16 protein-coding genes are annotated in these 17,100 nt (G+C 62.1%); 7 read left to right on the forward strand and 9 right to left on the reverse strand.

The window, feature by feature from the left end; translation table 11 throughout:
- Positions 1 to 2: 2 nt before the first annotated feature.
- Entirely contained in the window at positions 3 to 1,376 is a 1,374-nt protein-coding gene (locus ACK2VC_RS04325; protein ID WP_486732366.1) for an 8-oxoguanine deaminase, read from the forward strand.
- Positions 1,377 to 1,385: 9 nt separating this feature from the next.
- Here the strand turns inward: ACK2VC_RS04325 and ACK2VC_RS04330 are convergent, their stop codons facing one another.
- The 4 genes from ACK2VC_RS04330 to ACK2VC_RS04345 form a co-directional block, all read right to left on the reverse strand.
- A complete protein-coding gene (locus ACK2VC_RS04330; RefSeq protein WP_486732367.1) occupies positions 1,386 to 1,775 on the reverse strand; it encodes a nuclear transport factor 2 family protein in 390 nt (129 codons plus the stop codon).
- Between the two features lie 35 nt (positions 1,776 to 1,810).
- Positions 1,811 to 2,764 carry an alpha/beta fold hydrolase gene (locus tag ACK2VC_RS04335; RefSeq protein ID WP_486732368.1) on the reverse strand — a complete coding sequence of 318 codons (954 nt, stop codon included), beginning with the start codon at positions 2,762 to 2,764 and terminating at the stop codon, positions 1,811 to 1,813.
- A gap of 67 nt (positions 2,765 to 2,831) precedes the next feature.
- Positions 2,832 to 4,352 carry a flavin-containing monooxygenase gene (locus tag ACK2VC_RS04340; protein ID WP_486732369.1) on the reverse strand — a complete coding sequence of 507 codons (1,521 nt, stop codon included), beginning with the start codon at positions 4,350 to 4,352 and terminating at the stop codon, positions 2,832 to 2,834.
- 265 nt (positions 4,353 to 4,617) lie between these two features.
- Positions 4,618 to 5,613, reverse strand: coding sequence for an IS30 family transposase (locus ACK2VC_RS04345; RefSeq protein ID WP_486730009.1), 996 nt, complete (start codon positions 5,611 to 5,613; stop codon positions 4,618 to 4,620).
- 383 nt (positions 5,614 to 5,996) lie between these two features.
- Between ACK2VC_RS04345 and ACK2VC_RS04350 the strand changes: the two genes are divergently transcribed.
- Positions 5,997 to 7,394, forward strand: a complete 1,398-nt coding sequence (locus tag ACK2VC_RS04350; RefSeq protein WP_486732370.1) for a cytochrome C — start codon at positions 5,997 to 5,999, stop codon at positions 7,392 to 7,394.
- Between the two features lie 77 nt (positions 7,395 to 7,471).
- Positions 7,472 to 8,113 (forward strand): c-type cytochrome, encoded by a 642-nt coding sequence (locus tag ACK2VC_RS04355; protein ID WP_486732371.1) that lies wholly within the window; start codon positions 7,472 to 7,474, stop codon positions 8,111 to 8,113.
- Between the two features lie 59 nt (positions 8,114 to 8,172).
- On the opposite strand, the gene ACK2VC_RS04360 is transcribed toward ACK2VC_RS04355, so the two are convergent.
- Complete coding sequence (locus tag ACK2VC_RS04360) at positions 8,173 to 8,559, reverse strand: cupredoxin domain-containing protein (protein ID WP_486732372.1); 387 nt, start codon at positions 8,557 to 8,559, stop codon at positions 8,173 to 8,175.
- On the reverse strand, positions 8,556 to 9,461 hold the full coding sequence (locus ACK2VC_RS04365) for a metallophosphoesterase family protein (RefSeq protein WP_486732373.1): 906 nt from the start codon (positions 9,459 to 9,461) through the stop codon (positions 8,556 to 8,558). Before ACK2VC_RS04365 ends, ACK2VC_RS04360 begins: the two co-directional genes overlap by 4 nt.
- Before the next feature lie 175 nt (positions 9,462 to 9,636).
- Here ACK2VC_RS04365 and ACK2VC_RS04370 point away from each other — a divergent pair, with 175 nt between their 5' ends.
- Positions 9,637 to 10,191, forward strand: coding sequence for a sigma-70 family RNA polymerase sigma factor (locus ACK2VC_RS04370; RefSeq protein WP_486732374.1), 555 nt, complete (start codon positions 9,637 to 9,639; stop codon positions 10,189 to 10,191).
- Positions 10,188 to 10,949: an anti-sigma factor family protein gene (locus tag ACK2VC_RS04375; RefSeq protein WP_486732375.1), complete on the forward strand. Its 762-nt coding sequence runs from the start codon at positions 10,188 to 10,190 to the stop codon at positions 10,947 to 10,949. The genes ACK2VC_RS04370 and ACK2VC_RS04375 overlap by 4 nt, the downstream gene beginning before the upstream one ends.
- On the opposite strand, the gene ACK2VC_RS04380 is transcribed toward ACK2VC_RS04375, so the two are convergent.
- Positions 10,943 to 12,499 (reverse strand): MFS transporter, encoded by a 1,557-nt coding sequence (locus ACK2VC_RS04380; RefSeq protein WP_486732376.1) that lies wholly within the window; start codon positions 12,497 to 12,499, stop codon positions 10,943 to 10,945. The genes ACK2VC_RS04375 and ACK2VC_RS04380 overlap by 7 nt on opposite strands.
- A 175-nt stretch (positions 12,500 to 12,674) precedes the next feature.
- On the opposite strand from ACK2VC_RS04380, the gene ACK2VC_RS04385 reads away from it, so the two are divergent.
- Together ACK2VC_RS04385 and ACK2VC_RS04390 are read left to right on the forward strand one after the other, a co-directional pair.
- Positions 12,675 to 13,967, forward strand: a complete 1,293-nt coding sequence (locus ACK2VC_RS04385; protein WP_486732377.1) for a phospholipase D-like domain-containing protein — start codon at positions 12,675 to 12,677, stop codon at positions 13,965 to 13,967.
- Between the two features lie 249 nt (positions 13,968 to 14,216).
- Positions 14,217 to 15,092: a dienelactone hydrolase family protein gene (locus ACK2VC_RS04390; protein ID WP_486732378.1), complete on the forward strand. Its 876-nt coding sequence runs from the start codon at positions 14,217 to 14,219 to the stop codon at positions 15,090 to 15,092.
- A gap of 230 nt (positions 15,093 to 15,322) precedes the next feature.
- On the opposite strand, the gene ACK2VC_RS04395 is transcribed toward ACK2VC_RS04390, so the two are convergent.
- Both ACK2VC_RS04395 and ACK2VC_RS04400 read right to left on the reverse strand, forming a co-directional pair.
- On the reverse strand, positions 15,323 to 15,802 hold the full coding sequence (locus tag ACK2VC_RS04395; RefSeq protein ID WP_486732379.1) for a hypothetical protein: 480 nt from the start codon (positions 15,800 to 15,802) through the stop codon (positions 15,323 to 15,325).
- Positions 15,803 to 16,372: 570 nt separating this feature from the next.
- Positions 16,373 to 17,086, reverse strand: coding sequence for a hypothetical protein (locus tag ACK2VC_RS04400; RefSeq protein ID WP_486732380.1), 714 nt, complete (start codon positions 17,084 to 17,086; stop codon positions 16,373 to 16,375).
- Positions 17,087 to 17,100 lie beyond the last annotated feature (14 nt).

Genomic DNA, 17,100 nt, shown 5'->3' on the forward strand with positions numbered 1-17,100 from the left:
CCATGAACCAAACACTCCTGATCCGCAACGCCGCCGTAGTCGTCACGATGGACGACACGCGCCGCGAAATCGCCGACGGCGCCGTCTTCATCCGCGACAACGTCATTGAACAGGTCGGCCCCAGCAATGAGTTGCCGCCAGCCGCCGATGAAGTGATCGACGCCCGCCATCACGTCGTGCTGCCGGGCCTGATCAACACCCACCACCACATGTACCAGAGCCTGACGCGCGCGCTGCCGGCGGCGCAGGACGGCGAGCTGTTCGAGTGGCTGACCAACCTGTATCCGGTGTGGACCGGGTTGACGCCGGAAATGATCCGGGTCTCGACCCAGACCGCGATGGCAGAGCTGATGCTGTCCGGCTGCACCACCAGCAGCGACCACCTGTACATCTACCCGAACGGCTGCCGCCTCGACCACAGCATCGAAGCGGCGCAGCAGATCGGCATGCGCTTTCACGCCGCGCGTGGCGCGATGAGCGTCGGGCAGTCCAAGGGCGGCCTGCCGCCGGACCGCGTGGTCGAGGACGAAGTGGCAATCCTGAAAGATACCCAACGCCTGATCGAGACCTACCACGACGATCAACGCTATGCGATGCAGCGGATCGTGGTCGCGCCTTGCTCGCCGTTTTCGGTGTCGCGCGAGCTGATGCGCGATTGCGCCGCGCTGGCGCGCAGCTATGGCGTCTCGCTGCACACCCATCTGGCGGAGAACCTGAACGACGTCGCCTACAGCCGCGAGCAGTTCAACATGACGCCGGCCGAGTACGCCGAGGATTGCGGCTGGGTCGGGCACGATGTCTGGCACGCGCACTGCGTGCAACTCGACGCGGCCGGCATCGCGCTGTTCGGCCATACCCATACCGGCGTCGCCCACTGCCCCTGCTCCAACATGCGGCTGGCGTCCGGCATCGCGCCGGTGCGCAGGATGCTGGATGCCGGTGTGCCGGTCGGCTTAGGGGTAGACGGCTCGGCCTCGAACGACGCCGGCCACCTGCTGGGCGAAGTGCGGCAGGCGCTGCTGCTGCAGCGCGTCGCGCACTGGGACAGCAGCGGCCCGCAGGCGATGAGCGCACGGCAGGCGCTGGAAATCGCGACGCTGGGTGGCGCCAAGGTCTTGAACCGCGACGACATCGGCGCCCTGAAGCCGGGCATGGCGGCCGACGTCGTGCTGTTCGACCTGCAGCAACTCGGCTATGCCGGCGCGCTGCACGATCCGGTGGCGGCGCTGGTGTTTTGCACGCCGTCGAACGTGGCCTGGAGCATCATCAACGGCCGCGTGGTGGTGCGCGCAGGCGTGTGCACCACGACAGACACCGGTGTGCTGCGCGAGCGGCACAACCGGCTGGCGCGCGAATTGGCGGAAGCCGCGCGCTAGTTTCCTGCGTTACCGATTCGCCTGCAGCAGCGCCGCCATTTTCTGATGGATCAGGTTGACCGCCTTCAGCGAGCGCAGCATCACCTTGAAGTCGACGATCTGCCCGGCGTCGTCCCACCGGATCATGTCCACCCCGTTCACGCTGATGCCGTCGATCTCGACCTGGAATTCGAGCACCGCGTCATGGCTGTCGGCGACTTCGCGTACGTAGCGGAACGACTCGTTGCCGAACACATGCAGCGCGGCCGCCAGGTACTGCATGGTGATCGCCTTGCCGACCTGCGGCGTGTGCACCACCGGCGAATGGAAAACGACGTGCTCGGACAGCAGCGAGTCGAGTTCCTTCGGATTGCGGGATTGCACCACGTGGTGCCAGGCGGCAAGTGCATTGACGGACATGACGGTCTCCTGAAAGCGGATGGGGATGAAGGAACTCAGGCTCTGGCGAAGCTGGCGACGGCCACCGAGCGGATGAAGCGGGCGCTGGCCGCGGGCTTCGTCAGCGGCAACATGTGGCCGGCTCCGGGGACGACTTCCAGCTGCAAGCCGTCCACCTTGTCGCGCATGGAAGCGCCGTGTTTTTGCCAGTCGAGGATGCGATCTGCATCGCCATACAGGATCCCGATCGGCAGCGACAGCGAACGGTAGCGCTCGACCAGTCCGGGCAGGTCGGCGCCGACGTTCAGCAAATTGTCGGACGCTGCGCGGTAGGCGTCGGGACGCAGGCTCATCAAGCCGCCACCGGCAGTCGGAAAGTCGGCCGGCGCCGTCTCGGGCCCGAAAACCAGCTTAAGGGTTTCATCCTTCGTCAGAATGGCGAACGGAATCAGCAGGGTCCGGCTGAATATCCAGCGCAGCAATTTCGACCGGATCGCCAGCGCCGCAAATACGCTGGGCACGCGCTCCTGCACGTGGGTCAGCGGCGCAATCAGCGCCAGGCCGCCGATGCATTCGGGGTGATCCAGCGCCACCGACAGCGCCACCGCGCCGCCCAGCGAATGGCCGACCAAAAGGGGACGGCCAAGCTCCAGGGCCTGGATGAATTGCGCAACCAATTCGCCCTGCGCCCGGATGCCGGCCGAGCCGCTGGCCAGGCGCTCGGAATGGCCGCAGCCTGGGCGGTCGATCAGCACCACGCGAAACTCGTCAGTCAGGTGCTCCATCAGCGAATGCGAGAAATGCCGCAGCTGGCCGCTCAAGCCATGGATCATCAGCAGCACCGGCCCCTGCCCTTGATCGAGATAGTGAATCCGGGTGCCGTTGACCTCGACGAACTTGCCGTTCGGCGCGAAGCCCTTTTCTATTTGTGCGGCGGTGAAGGCCGTAAAAGCCGCCAGCACGAGGACGGCCAGCAAAACAGTACCGAGCAGCATCAGCAATACATTCATGGGTATCCAGTCAGTTTGACGTAACCGATTCTGTCACGCCGGAAAGGTAAACCTCCCGATTGCCTCATCAGGCATCGCGTGCCTGGGCAGTTCGATGCCCGAACCGCAAGACGCCATCGTTCACGGCAGAAAACTTCATCGCCATCAGATCCAGGAAGTAATTTTGATAGACCTTCCAGGGCCTCTTCGCGCCTTGCTTTGGCAACACCTGGTTCGCCCGGAGGACATACCCGGAACTGAAGTCCAGCGCCGGAAGTTCGGCAATGCGTTCCGTCGGCCGGGATGGCACGCATGTATCAAATCCGTGCTCATCCATATATTGCAACAACCGGCAGACATATTTCACGGTCAGTTCGCATTTCAACGTCCATGACGCGTTAGTGTAGCCAAACACAGAGGCAAAATTGGGAATCCCGGAGAACATCATCCCCTTGTAGGAGAGCGCTTCGGCAATATCCTTCGTTACCCCATCGACGATGATTTTCATGCCGCCAAACAGCCGCACCGTCAGTCCGGTGGCAGTCACGATCAGGTCGGCGTCGAGATGCTTTCCCGAACGGAGCTTCAGTCCGGTCGCGGTGAACGAGTCGATTTCATCGGTCACGATGGACGCGGTTCCCGATCGTATCGCCTTGAAAAGATCGGCATCCGGCACCAGGCACAGACGCTGCTCCCACGGGTTGTAGGTGGGCGTGAAATGGCGCGCGACATCGAAATCCGGCCCCAGGTGCATCTGCACGCCTTTCAGGATCACGCGTCTGGCCAGGGCCGGCTTGCGCCGCGCGAGGCTGAAAAAACCGATGCCCAGCAAGATATTTTTCCATCGCACCAGTTTGTGCGCCAGGTTTCCGGGCAAGCCCTGCTGCAGCCAGAACGCCAGCCTGTCGCTCGACGGGCGCGCCACCACATAGGTGGGCGAGCGCTGCAGCAGCGTCACCTGGGCCGCCTTCTCGGCCAGCGCCGGCACCAGCGTCACCGCCGTGGCGCCGCTGCCGATCACGACCACGCGCCGGTTTTCATAATCCAGGTCGCTCGGCCAGTGCTGCGGGTGAATCATTTTCCCGGCAAAATCCTCCATGCCGGGCCACGACGGCAGGTGGCCGTTTGCATAGTCATAGTAGCCGCTGCACATGAAGAGAAAGTTGCAGGTGAAACGCGTTGGTGCCTCGCCGCCAGTCTCCACCTCCACCGACCAGAGTGCGTCGGACGACGACCATGCGGCCTGGAGCACGCGATGGCGAAACCGGATTTTTTCTTCGATGCCGAAATCGCTGGCCACGCCCCGGATGTATTCGCGAATGGCAGCGCCGTCGGCAATCGATTTGTCACTGCGCCAACGGCGAAAGCTGTAGCCGAGCGTGAACATGTCCGAATCCGAGCGCACTCCAGGATATCGGAACAGGTCCCAGGTTCCGCCAATCGCATCGCGCCCTTCCAGTATCGCGAACCGCTTTTGCGGCAAGCGCGCCTGCAGGTAGTAAGCGGCACAAATCCCGGACAGACCGGCACCGACGATCAGGACGTCGAGATGTTCGGCCGGCGCCGTCTGGCTTGCTCCAGGCTGATTCTTCTCGACGGTTTGCGGCATGGCTGGTTTCCGAAAAATTGAAGGGGCGATGCGCGCCGCGCCGCCCCGCTCCGGCCCCGATTTCCGCGGCGCTCGCGGGAGTCCCGGACAGGCAAGCTCCAGGTGGGGACTCCCTGATATTCGCATAAGCACCGGGGATCGGGAGCGTCGTCGCCAAGAGCGCCAAAAAATAGCGTCCATCAGCAGATACTCCGTCAATTGTGCATCAATACCGCTCTAAAAATATAGTTTTTAATTGCATACTGGCCTACATTTCCCCGCGGTTTCAAACACGAAGTGCAACATAGGCTAAATCCAGAGGAAGTGTAGCAAGGTTGTAAAAGACCTCATGCGGGGTTCTGTAACCAAGGCATTTGCGGGGGCGGTGGTTGAGTTTGTCGACGGCGGCCTGGAGCGCTTGCTGGCTGACGGTTTTCAGATTGGTGTTCTTCGGGAAATACTGCCGGAGCAAGCCATTGGTGTTTTCATTCAGGCCGCGCTCCCAGGAATGATAGGGGCGGGCAAAGTAGACATCGGCCCGCAGGCGGGCACTGATCAAGGCGTGGTCGGCGAATTCCGATCCGTTGTCGAAGGTGATGGTGTGGCACACCCGCCGATGCGGGCTGAGCAAATCGACCACCACCGCACCCACGCCCTCGGCCTGCTTGCTGTTGGCTGGGGCGGCCAGGGTGAAGCGCGACCGCCGTTCCACCAGCGTCACCAGCACCCCTTGCTGGCCTTTGCCAATCACGGTGTCGCCTTCCCAATCGCCCAGCCGCAGGCGTTGCTCGACCATCAGGGGACGATGCTCGATGCCGATCCGGCCCGGCAGGATTCCCCGACGCCGCCGGCCGCTGCCGTGGCGCTGGCGCCGGGGTTTCTGGCTGCGCAAGTGCCGGATCAAATCGCCGCCGCCACGCCGATCGGCGTAGATCCGTTGATAGACGCTCTCATGACTGATGCCGATCGGGCTGCCCCGTTCCAGCGTCAGGCGGTGGATCGCTTGTTCGGGCGACAGGTCCAGGCGGATATAGGCCTGAACCGCCAACCAGGCGGCGTCGGCAACCCGGCTCGCATTACGACTGTTCTGTTGCCGTGCCAAGGCTTTATCGTGTGCCTGGCCAGGCCGCCATTGATGCACGCCCCGGTTGCGCCGCAGTTCGCGACTGATCGTCGAGCGATGCCGCCCCAGCCGGCGCGCAATCTCGCTGACTGAATGATCGTCTGCCTGCAGTTCGTGAATTTGGTATCGTTCGTCTCGGGTGAGGTGCGTATAGCGCATATTCGGCAACTTTCGACTGGCTGGTCAAAGGGTTCGAATGCTAGCGCATCTCGCCCTCCTTCCGTTGATCGGTGTTGCACTTCGTCTTTGAAACCGCCCCCCAGGTTCTTCTTTTTTAACCAGGCATATTCGTTGTTTTTTTGTTGCCTTCAATACCATCATTGATTGAAGTCAATAGGCAGGAAATTATGAACGGCAACCTTCTTTTGTGCCGTAGGATTTTCTCGAAGATGGGGGCAAAGAGTGCAGCCCCGAGCGTTTTTTGCAGGGAATGGCCGGGCGTCAGGGACATGTTTGCGGTGCCGGAAAGAATTTGAGATTGCAGTCGGTGCGGTCACTGACACAGGCAACAAGTGAACACCGAGTCACAAAGGAGACGCAACATGCACCCATCCAATGGCCGCCCCACCTTCCTATTCGCACGCCGCACCGGCCGCTGGATATTGGCACTATTGGCGCTGCTGGCTCCACTCGCCGCACAGGCGCTCCCGGTCTTCGCGCGGCAGACCGGCCAGAACTGCGTGGCGTGCCACGCCGGCGGCCAGTTTCCCGAGCTCTCTCCGTATGGCCGGCTGTTCAAACTCACCGGCTACACCATCGGCGAGCGCAACAATGTGCCGCTATCGGTGATGGCGCTGGCCAGCTACACCAGAACGCGCAATACCATCAGCGATACGCCGTCGGTCGATTTTCCCAAGGATGCGGTGGCGCTGTTCCAGACCGGCAGCCTCTTCCTGGCCGGGAAGGTCACCGACAATCTGGGCCTGTTCGCCCAGGTCACCTACGATAACTATGCGAACCAGAATCCGGATACCCTGGCATGGAACGGACAATCCCATGCCGACAATATCGACGTGCGCTATGCCGATCGCTTCATCGACGACAAGCGGGATCTGATTTTCGGCTTCAGCCTGAACAACAACCCGTCGGTCGCCGACGTCTGGAATACGGCACCGGCCTGGGTGCAATACGTGCCGACCACATTCGGCTTCACCGGCCCGAGCGCGGCGCCGATGATCAGCCAGCTTGGACAGCAGAGCGCCGGCATTGGGGCGTATGTTTTCTGGAACAAGATGGTGTACGCGGAACTGGCCGCGTATCGGGCTGCCACCGGGGCGTTTTCCCTGCTGTCACAAGGCAACGACATCGGCAATCGCTTGAAGGGCGCCAATCCCTATCTGCGGGTTGCTCTCAACCACGAATGGGGTCCGCACAGCGCGATGATCGGCTTGTTCGGCATGACGGCCGACGTTTATCCCGACCCGGCCGTCCCGAACGGCCCCACTACCCGCTTCCGCGACCGCGGCATCGATGCCCAATACCAGTACATCCTCGACCCGCACACCGTGACTGCGCAGGTGAGTTACATCCGGGAAAACATCAGCGGCGGCGATGTCACCGGCATCGCCGCCAACGGATCCAACACGCTCAACCAGTTCAAGCTGAAAGGCAGCTATATCTATCGCGCGAAATATGGCGCCAGCCTCAGCTATTTCAGCACCACCGGATCGTCCGACGCGACCCTCTACCCAGGGCTGCAAGATGACGGAACCGGCACCGGAACGACGATTCCAATTCCGATCAGCGGCAGCCTGACGAACAATCCCGACACCCGCGGCTGGATACCCGAGCTGTTCTGGACTCCGGTTCAATACATGCGAGTCGGCTTGCAATACTTCAAATTCGACCGCTTCAACGGCGCCTCCACCAACTATGACGGCGCGGGCCGCAACGCCAGCGACAACAACACCCTCTTCCTCTATCTGTGGGCAGCGTACTGAAGGCGTGAGTTTGCTACGCCGCCTGTGAGGAAAATATCGCTTGCACCATCGGAACAGGGCATCGACCGGAGATCGCAATGAAAAAGATTCTGCTCATCTTGATGCCGCTACTGGCGGCGCTCGGTTCCGGCTGTACCTCGCCGGAGCGCTCGCGTTCGCTCGGCGATCCGAATGTATCCGGCAAGACGATCGCATTGCAGGTGTGCTCGAATTGCCACGGAGTCGCCGGAACCTCGGTTTCGCCGAACTTCCCGAACCTGGCCGCACAACAGGAAGTCTATTTTGTCGCGCAATTGAAATCATTCCGCAGCCACAACCGCTCCGACCCCGCCGGCTTTGAATACATGTGGGGCTTGAGCGCACATCTGACCGATGAACAGATCAAGGATCTTGCCGCTTACTATGCTGCCCAGCAACCCGTTGCCGGCGCGCCGGCAAACGCCGCGCGCATCAGCGAAGGCCAGACGGTCTTTGAAAAAGGAGTCCCGGCCAGCAACGTGCCCGCTTGCGCCGCCTGTCATGGGGCCAACGCCCAGGGCAACCAGCAATTTCCGCGCCTGGCCGGCCAGCATGCGGACTATCTGGTCAAGCAGCTGAAGGTTTTCCAGCGCACCGAGCAACGGCCGGCAGGCGAGATCATGAAAGGCGTTGCCCATTCGCTGACGCCGGAGAACATGGAAAACGTCGCCGCCTATCTGCAAGCGATGCCGCTGAAATAACCCACCCACTGACCAAGCAAGGCACTGGCATTGCCGCCCTCCCTTGCAGTCCCGGCGCGTCAACCGACCACAATGACGCCGGCCATGTTTTCATGACCGGAGCCGCAAAATATATCGCAGTGAAATGGAAACTCGCCTGCCTTGTCCGGGGTGAAGCGAACCCGCGCCACCGCTCCCGGCAAGATGTCGGAGCGCACCCCGAAGTCCGGCGCATTGAAGCCCATGACGACATCCAGCGTCGTCAACTCCAGCACCACCGGCACGCCTTTTTCCAGGCGAATCTCGGCCGGCGTAAAGTCGAATTTCTTCGCCACCACCTTGACGATGCGCTCCTGCGGTTGCGCATCGGCCGTCACCGCCAGCGCAGCCAACCCGCCCAGCCCACCCGCCGCCGCGCCGAACAGCAGCAGGCGGCGCCGGTGGTTGACGTTACGGTTGACGTTCATGACACCCCCTTCTGCACCGGCAGTTCGAGCACCGCGTATTCCGCCTTGCGCGCCATGGCCCCCACTTCGCGGAACCCGAGGCCGCGATAGGGATGAGCGTCATCCCACGGCAAAGGCGTGCGCTTCGGCTGCGAGCCCGGCGCCGGCAGCGGATAGATCAGCGACTTCGCCGAGTGATGGGCGATATGCCTGGTCATGTGGTGATTTTGCTGGTGAATGTGGCCGTAGAACACCGTGACATTGGCATGCGGCATCAGCAAATCGACTGCCTTGGCGCCGTCGCGCGTCGCCCAATCCCATTGCGGATACAGGTCGAACAGCGGCCGATGCGCAAAGACGACAATCCGCGCGTCCTCCGGCTGTTCCTGCAGATCCGCGGCGAGCCAGGCGAGTTGCTCTTCGCCGATGCTGCCGCCGGGGTCGGACACGTTGTCGAGCGTAATGAAATGCACTCCTTTGTGATCGAACGTGTAGTGCGTTTTGCCGAAGAATTCCTGATAGGCCTGGCCATGATCCAGCGAGGCGTCATGCTCGCCCGGTATGAAGTGGATATCCTTCACCGCGAGGCCGGCCACGATATCCCGGAATTCCGCCAGCCGCTTGCGGCGTTCCTGCGGGTCGTCGGTGGTGTGCGTCAGGTCGCCGGTGAACACGATGAAGTCCGGCGCCTGCTCCAGACCGTTCACCGCCGCGACGGCTTTCTTCAACGTGCCCCGTGCATCCGGATTCGGCGGTCCTTCGAAACCCCAATGGGAATCGGACAACTGAACGAAAAAGAAATCCTCGTAGTCCGCTCCCGCCTTCGCGGCGGCGCCGGGCCAGCCGCTCAAGCCGGAAACGAAGACGGCGCCGCCAACACCGGCCAACCTGAGAAAACTGCGCCTGCTGATGATGTTGTCCATGAGCACCTCCGGAATAAGGTCGGTTACCTGATCGACGTCTACCCATACCCTCATACCGCCCGCCGCACCGATTTATTCCCGACCCGGCCGCTTATTCCGGGATAAATTCTGGAATAGATTCGGGAATAAAATTTCCGCATCAGTGGTCTTGCTGTAATAACCCGGGAAGGCGTGCATGATCGACCCGAAAAACAGGAAGCGCTTTGAAGCGATCGTGCTACCACATTTGAGTTCGGCATTCAATCTCGCCTGCTGGCTGACCCGCAGCCCGGCTGATGCGGAAGACGTGGCGCAGGAAGCATGCTTGCGCGCGTTCAAGTTCTTCGACGGCTTTCACGGGGAAGATGCGCGCGCCTGGCTGCTGACCATCGTGCGCCATACTTTCTATACCTGGTGCCAGGAAAATCGCGCGCGGAAACAGCACACCTCGTTCGACGAGGCGCTGCACAGTTTGGAAACCACCGATGCCGCCAGCGGCATGCAGCACACCGACAACAATCCGGAAATTTTGCTGCTGCGCAAAGACAACCAGCGCCAACTGCAAGAAGCGCTGGAATCCTTGCCGCTCGAGTTCCGGGAAGTGCTGGTAATGCGCGAACTGGAAGCTCTCTCGTACAAGCAGATCGCCGAGATTGCGGGCATTCCGATCGGCACCGTCATGTCGCGCCTCGGGCGCGGCCGCAAACTGCTGGCGAAACTTCTTGCGCCGGCGCAGCAGGAGGGACGATGAACCATCAGGAAATACTGGAATTGCTCCCTGCCTACCTGGATCGTGAACTGGGCATATCGGAGGCGATCACCGTCGAACGCCACCTTGGTGCCTGCGCCGAATGCCGGCAGGCCTACGCCGAGCAAAGCGGCCTGAGCGCGCGGCTGCAAAAGGAGGCCAGCTACTTCCACGCACCGCCAAGCCTGGCCGCCCGCGTACAGGCCGCACTGCCACAGGACAACCCGGATGCCGCGCACCCGAAGTTTCAGGGTTTCAACTGGTTCAACGTCGCCGCCGGACTGGCAATGCTGCTGGCGCTGGCCTGGAGCATCGGCTTGTATTCCAGCCTGCCGTCCGCCCAGGACAGGCTGGCGGAAGAAATCGTCGCCAGCCATGTTCGCTCGCTCCAGGTCGATCATCTGGCCGATGTGGCGTCGAGCGACCGCCACACCGTCAAACCCTGGTTCAATGGGAAGCTGGATTTTTCGCCGCCGGTCGTCGATCTGGCGCCGCAGGGCTTTGCGCTGGAAGGCGGGCGGCTCGATTATCTCGGCGGCCGGCCGGTGGCGGCGCTGATCTATCGACACAGCCGGCACCCGATCAATCTCTACGCATGGCCCGGCACCGAGAGCGACGCAGAGGCGCATGCTCGATCGGTCCATGGCTATCATCTGGTCCACTGGAGTAAGAACGGCATGAGCTACTGGGCGATATCCGATCTGGCAGCCGATGAACTGGAGCAGTTCGCCGACGCCATGCGCTCCACGACGCCTCAATGACCGATCATCCACCACGCGGTCAGCGAACTGGCCAGTGCCAGCAGCGCCGACAGTATCATCACCCAACGGAATCCGGCCACGAACGAAGCGGCGACGGCGGCCTTGATCGCCGCCCGTTCCGGCTCGCTCGCCGCTGCAGGGATCGCGATTGCCGCCAGCTTGTCCTGTTGCGCGCGCACTTGCTGCATGACCACAGGCGCGGCGTGCAAGTCGGCGGCCAGCGTATGTTTGAAGGCCACGCTCATGACGATCCCGAAAACCGCGACCGCCAGCAGCGCGGCGACGCGCGACACCGCATTGTTGACGCCGGAAGCGACGCCCGCCAGGCTTCCGTCCAGCGCATTCATCACCGTCGTAGTCAACGGCGCGACGCTGATCGCCATGCCGAATCCCAGCACCAGCACGGCCGGGAAGAAAGTCGTCCAATAGCTACCGCCGGTTGCGGGCAGCGCGAACAAGGCAAAGCCAAGCGCCGCAAGCGCCGGCCCGATCACCAGCGGCCGCTTCGCACCGTATTCGGCGACCAGTCCACCCGCCCAGCGCGACAGCAGGAACATGGTCAGGATGAAGGGCAGCAGGGCCGCCCCCGCTTCCAGCGCCGAATAGCCCTGCACCTGGATCAAGTTGAGCGGAACAAAATACAGGCTGCCGCCCAGCGCCGCGTACAGCAGCAGCGTCAGCAGGTTGGCACCGCTGAAATCGCGCGAACCGAACAACGCCAGCGGCAGCAGCGGCGCCGGATGCCGCTTCTCCACCAGGACAAATGCGGCCAAGGCCACTGCGGCCAGCGGCAGCGCGCCGATCACCCAAGGGTTGCCCCATCCGCTCGCGGACGATTCGATCAAGCCGAACACCAGCGCGCCCAGGCCGGCACTGGCCGTCGCCGCGCCCGCCCAGTCGAGGCGGGCTTTGACATGGCCGCTGCGGCTCTCGGGAATGAAGCGGAAGGCAAGCAGCAGCACGACAACCGCCAGCGGAAGGTTGATCAGGAATGCGTAGCGCCACGACCAGTGTTCGATCACGAAGCCGCCAATGACCGGCCCCAGCGCCGCGGTAATTGCGGTCCAGCCGGACCAGGTGCCGATTGCCTGGCCCCGGATATCTTCCTGGAAAGACGCACTGATCAGGGCCAGGCTGCCCGGCACCAGCAAGGCGCCGCCGACACCCTGAACCGCCCTGGCCCAGATCAATTGCTCAATGCTGCCGACCAGGCTGCACCAGGCCGAAGCGACTGCGAACAGTACCACGCCGAGCGCGAAGACGCGGCGCCGGCCGAAGCGGTCGCCGGCGCTGCCGCCGGCCAGCAACAGTGCCGCCAGGAACAACGCATACGACTCGATCACCCATTGCACCTGCGCCGCCGTCGCCCCGAACTCGCGCTGCAGCGCCGGCAGCGCCACGTTGGCGACGGTACCGTCGATGAAGACCATGCTCGACGCCAATATCGTTGCCGCCAGAATCCAGGGGCGGGCTGCGGCGCTGCACGGCGCGTCGGCCGCGCCGCCCCGAATCGCGCCCTCGTCGCAAGCGGACGCAGTGGCAACACCCATTTGATTTCCCCGCTTGGCAACGGCCACCAGCTTCGGTAGCCTGAGGCAGTCAGACAGTCCGCATCCGGTTTCATTCCTGCCCGCCCGATGGTTCGCTTGGTCGCCCGCATGGACCCCGCGACCGCGAACAGCGCCGCCTGACTTTCCTTCCGCCCGCGCGTGAAAGGCAAGCTCGATGGAGATCAACTATTTCGACCTGGCCGCCCTGCTTGCGCTCGGCGTTTTGGGCGTGCTGCTCTTCCTCGTGCTGTTCGAGCCGGGCCTTGCCTACCAAATCGGCTTCGAATTGCCGGCGCCGGATTCCGAGAATTTTTCACCCTTGCTGGCGGCCGTGATCGACGAGCCGCTGCTTGAAATTCGCGACTGCGAGGTGTTGAGAAATGGCGCGGTTTTCTACCCGGCCGAACTGGCGGCGATCACGAACGCGAAAACCTCGATCCACCTGGAAGCCTTCATCTTTCACGCGACGCCGATCGGCGAGCGCTTTGTCGGCGCGCTGGCCGAGCGCGCCCGGGCCGGCGTCAAGGTGCGCGTGATCGTCGATGCGGTCGGCAGCATGCTGACGCCGGATCGTTTCTTCGACCGCTTGCGTGCGGCCGGCGGCGATGTGGCGTGGTATCAACCGATTCGCTGGTACACGCTGAAGCGCTTCAACAACCGCACGCACCGCGAGTTGATGATCGTCGACGGCACCTCCGCCTTCATCGGCGGCGCCGGCATCGCCACCGCATGGGATCAGGGCGAGAAAGGCTTGCCGCCATGGCGCGACACGGTAGTGCGCGTCGACGGCCCCGCGGCGGCGGCGGTGCAATCGGTTTTCCTGGAAAACTGGCTGGAGAGCAGCGGCGAAGTGCTGGCCGACGAGGCGGTGTTCCCAATCGGGAACCGATTCGAGCAACCCACGGTGGCGGGCGAGCGCCTGAGCCTGGTTGCCGGCAGCAGCCCGTCGGCGGGACGCGCCACACGAGCGCGCGTCCTGTTCCAGTTGCTGATCGCGGCGGCGCGGACCGAGATCCGCATCAATTCCCCCTATTTCCTGCCGGACCGCGCGATGCGGCGAGAGTTGCTGAAGGCCGCCGCGCGCGGCGTCAAGGTCAGCGTCATCGTCCCGGGGAAATACAACAACCACTTGATGGCCCGCTACGCCAGCCGGCGCCTGTACGGCGAGCTGCTCGCCGGCGGCATCGCCATCCACGAATACCAGCCGGGCATGGTTCACGCGAAGATTCTGATCGTCGATCACCTGTGGTCTGTGGTCGGTTCCACCAATTTCGACAACCGCTCCTTCGGGTTGAACGACGAAGTCAATCTGGCGATCATGGACCGCAATATTGCCGGCCGGCTGGCGGCGGATTTCGAGCGTGACCTGAAAGAAAGTTGTGCAATCGACCTGCGGGAATGGGAACGGCGGCCGGTGAGCGAGCGGATGTTGGCAACCATTGGCAGGGTGATCGAACGGCAGGAATGATTTCCAGGCGAAGAGCGGCACGCTGTACCAAGCGCATAAGCCGAACGTGCCTGGACCGGCGCAGGCGGTGCGATAAAGCCCGACGGACTACTCCGGATTTTTGCCGGCCGGCGCCAAGACACAATTGTCAGCGCCGCAATCGAGTCTCCGCAGGCCACCCATCGCAGCGATGGCACTCCCCCAAATAGGTGATGCAATTTTCCCCGGATTTTGCTAGCTTCTGGCTTCCACCACTTGTCGAGAGGAATCATGAAAAACAGAAACTCCTCCCTGGCCGGCGCCATTTTCCTGACCGGCATCCTGGCACTGGGGTACGCCACCGCGCAGGATACGCCAACCAAGGAAAGTGTCTCGTTTGAAGCCGGCACCCTGATCGACGGCAGCACGCCGGTCAAGGGCGTGCTGACGCTGCCGGCGCCACGCGGCGAGAAACTGCCGGCAGTGGTCGTGATCCACAGTTCCGGCGGCTTTGAAGATCCGACCCGGACGCCCTACGTGGCGGCGCTGAACAAGGCCGGCATCGCGACGCTGGAGCTGAACCTGTTTGCGCGCGGCGGCCGTCCGAAGACCTCGCAGATGAACCTGCCGCACACCTATGGCGCGCTGGCCTATCTGGCAAATCGACCGGAAATCGACCCGACCCGGATCGGCATCACCGGCTTCTCGCACGGCGGCCTGCTGTCGATGTTTTCGGCGTCGGAGGAATTGACCCAGCAATACACCGGCGGCAAGTACAAGTTCGGCGCGCATGTGCCGCTCTACCCGGTGTGCTGGGCGCATCTGGCCACTATCGAAGGGAAGAATCCGGTCTACAAGCAGGGCACCTACCAGAAACTGACCGGCGCTCCGGTGCATATCCTTGCCGGCGAAAAGGACGCCTACGATGACCCCGACACCTGCCAGAAATTCGTCGACGCCTTGCCCGACAATGCGCGCCAGCAGGTCAGCTTGACGGTCTATCCGGACGCCACGCACGGCTGGGACTCCGAGTACAAGAATTACCACGACGGCGCGGCCTACAAGGGACGCGGCGGCTTCGTCACCCACCAGCGCAACGAGGCGGCGGCAAAACAGTCGCTGGAATTCGTGACCGGGTTTTTCGGCACCAAGCTGGCGAAAAACTGAGCGTGCAACAGCGCGCATCGGAATCAAGGGCCGGATCGTCCACCGCCAGCGGACGGTCCGGGCTTTCGACTCGGTCCCGTTGCATCCTGTCGGTTGAAGCGGCAGCGGTGATCGGCGGTCGAGAAAGATCGGAATTCGCGGTCTGATATCTGCGGCCGCTTATGGGCGATTAGCGCCGGGCACTGCCCGAGCTGGACCGCCCGGAAGGGGCTGCCGATCGCGCCGCTGGCTTAACGGCCAAAACTCTTGTCAGCCCAGGCAGCCGCACTTGCGCGCGTCAGGTTGAAATTCGGTTCCACCCGCTTGCGGGCGATCTCACTCCCTTGTTCATCGATCGCCTTGAGCACAGCGTACGGTTCATAGTCATCCGGCACGATGTTGAGCGTGAAGGTGACCGCCGCGTCATCGAGCGTGATCGTCACACTCTTGTTGAGCGCCGCGTACAGCTGCTGCTCATGCCGCCGCAACACCTCGGACGCGGTCTTGACCAGCGTGGAAAAGGCATTGGCGTCAAGCGGCTTGGGATTCTTCTTGTCGCGGCCCATGGTCCACGGCCCCACCAGCGCAGGTTCCGATTCGCCATCCTTGAACATGGCGACCGCCCAGCCTTCGTCATCTTCGTTCTTGATGATTCGCGCCGTCCAGCCGCCATCCTGCCAGAGGCGGTCTTCATGAATCGGCAGATTGGGATTGGGATCGGGATTGGGCATGGTAGGGTCAGATACGGCAGAAAGACCCGGAGTATACAGCGCAGCGGCTGATAAACGTTCGCTTCTTGTCGATCCCGGAAGTTTGGCAAGGACTACTTCCGCAACCCTTAGCGGTCACCCGTGCTTTGCAAAAGCAGACACTCAACGTTCAAGCTCAGCGGCGGCGAAGCCGTTCGCTGCAACTCGGGCTAGAGAGCATTTTTACGCAGGCACTCATAAACCGAGAGCGGCCCATGGTTGGTTTCGCAACTGATCAAGCGGCGTATTGAGTCGCCGACGCTCGTCGAGTTCGCCCGCATGAATATAGAAATCGCTGAAGCTTCCGTTTCCAGCGAGCATGACCTTGTATGAGGGTGCGGCGCTCGCCATGTCACCAGCTTGCAGCAAGGCACCGATTTCTGACACACCTCGAACCCGATTTCGCTCCCCCTGCGCAAGCAGCAAGGCCTATAGATCGGCCACAAGGCGAAGAGCGTTGGCGGAATCATTCTGGCTTTCCGTAGTCATCACTGTTTGCGCTCTAACGTTGGAGCTCACTGGCGGCCGTAGGCCGTCCAGTGCAATAACTGGTTAGATTTCTACGAGAAGCTCGTTGATGAAATTCGTGGTGTTCACGTATTTCATCCGTTCGTTCTCCGGGAGTTCCGCTAATGGGCCAAACGCATGCTCGAACTGAGAATAAAAGAGCTCGGTTGAGATTGGCGGCTTGACTTTGAAATCGTGTCGGTAGCTGGCGACCCAGTTCATGGCATACCCAGGAACAACTCCGTTCTTCGTAGGAATGCTGGCCGGGATAACGTCATTCGTGCCTGACCTGAAGTTTGCTCGGACGGACTGCTTGTAGACAGCTTCGGTTGTGACAACGCCAAGCCACTGCGCTGACTCACCCTTTTCATACGCTTCGATGAGAGCCGGCCCTGAATACAACGATTCCTCGATGTTGAAGAAGAACTGGCCGCTGGCAACACCTATACGAACAGGAACGAAAGCACACATAGCTTTATGCAGCGTTTCGGCGGCAGCTATGAGAATGGCCTGAAGGTCTTCATCGGACTCAGTTTTGGTGAACAAAACAATCGTGTCCGAGAACATGACACTGAATACGCTTTCAAGGAGCATGTTCTGACGCGCCGTACCGATATGCGTGAGTTGCAACTTGCCGAGGTGATCTCGGACGTTGGCCAGGCCGGAAAGGACATTCCACGCCATCTCTGGATTTCGACTAACCATCGCTCGCATACCGAGGATGTCTATGTGCGCCACGAATCGCCGATGTGCTTGCATGGAGTTGCCCCTAT

It is taken from the genome of Herbaspirillum sp. WTB6 (genome assembly GCF_057457785.1).

Bases quoted from the DNA above. Each gene is read 5' to 3' on its own strand.
- ACK2VC_RS04335 (WP_486732368.1), bottom strand. From the start codon at position 2,764: ATGAATGTATTGCTGATGCTGCTCGGTACTGTTTTGCTGGCCGTCCTC.
- ACK2VC_RS04375 (WP_486732375.1), top strand. From the start codon at position 10,188: ATGAACCATCAGGAAATACTGGAATTGCTCCCTGCCTACCTGGATCGT.
- ACK2VC_RS04380 (WP_486732376.1), bottom strand. From the start codon at position 12,499: ATGGGTGTTGCCACTGCGTCCGCTTGCGACGAGGGCGCGATTCGGGGC.
- ACK2VC_RS04400 (WP_486732380.1), bottom strand. From the start codon at position 17,086: ATGCAAGCACATCGGCGATTCGTGGCGCACATAGACATCCTCGGTATG.
- ACK2VC_RS04395 (WP_486732379.1), bottom strand. From the start codon at position 15,802: ATGCCCAATCCCGATCCCAATCCCAATCTGCCGATTCATGAAGACCGC.
- ACK2VC_RS04385 (WP_486732377.1), top strand. From the start codon at position 12,675: ATGGAGATCAACTATTTCGACCTGGCCGCCCTGCTTGCGCTCGGCGTT.
- ACK2VC_RS04390 (WP_486732378.1), top strand. From the start codon at position 14,217: ATGAAAAACAGAAACTCCTCCCTGGCCGGCGCCATTTTCCTGACCGGC.
- ACK2VC_RS04370 (WP_486732374.1), top strand. From the start codon at position 9,637: ATGATCGACCCGAAAAACAGGAAGCGCTTTGAAGCGATCGTGCTACCA.
- ACK2VC_RS04350 (WP_486732370.1), top strand. From the start codon at position 5,997: ATGCACCCATCCAATGGCCGCCCCACCTTCCTATTCGCACGCCGCACC.
- ACK2VC_RS04365 (WP_486732373.1), bottom strand. From the start codon at position 9,461: ATGGACAACATCATCAGCAGGCGCAGTTTTCTCAGGTTGGCCGGTGTT.
- ACK2VC_RS04360 (WP_486732372.1), bottom strand. From the start codon at position 8,559: ATGAACGTCAACCGTAACGTCAACCACCGGCGCCGCCTGCTGCTGTTC.
- ACK2VC_RS04355 (WP_486732371.1), top strand. From the start codon at position 7,472: ATGAAAAAGATTCTGCTCATCTTGATGCCGCTACTGGCGGCGCTCGGT.
- ACK2VC_RS04345 (WP_486730009.1), bottom strand. From the start codon at position 5,613: ATGCGCTATACGCACCTCACCCGAGACGAACGATACCAAATTCACGAA.
- ACK2VC_RS04340 (WP_486732369.1), bottom strand. From the start codon at position 4,352: ATGCCGCAAACCGTCGAGAAGAATCAGCCTGGAGCAAGCCAGACGGCG.
- ACK2VC_RS04325 (WP_486732366.1), top strand. From the start codon at position 3: ATGAACCAAACACTCCTGATCCGCAACGCCGCCGTAGTCGTCACGATG.
- ACK2VC_RS04330 (WP_486732367.1), bottom strand. From the start codon at position 1,775: ATGTCCGTCAATGCACTTGCCGCCTGGCACCACGTGGTGCAATCCCGC.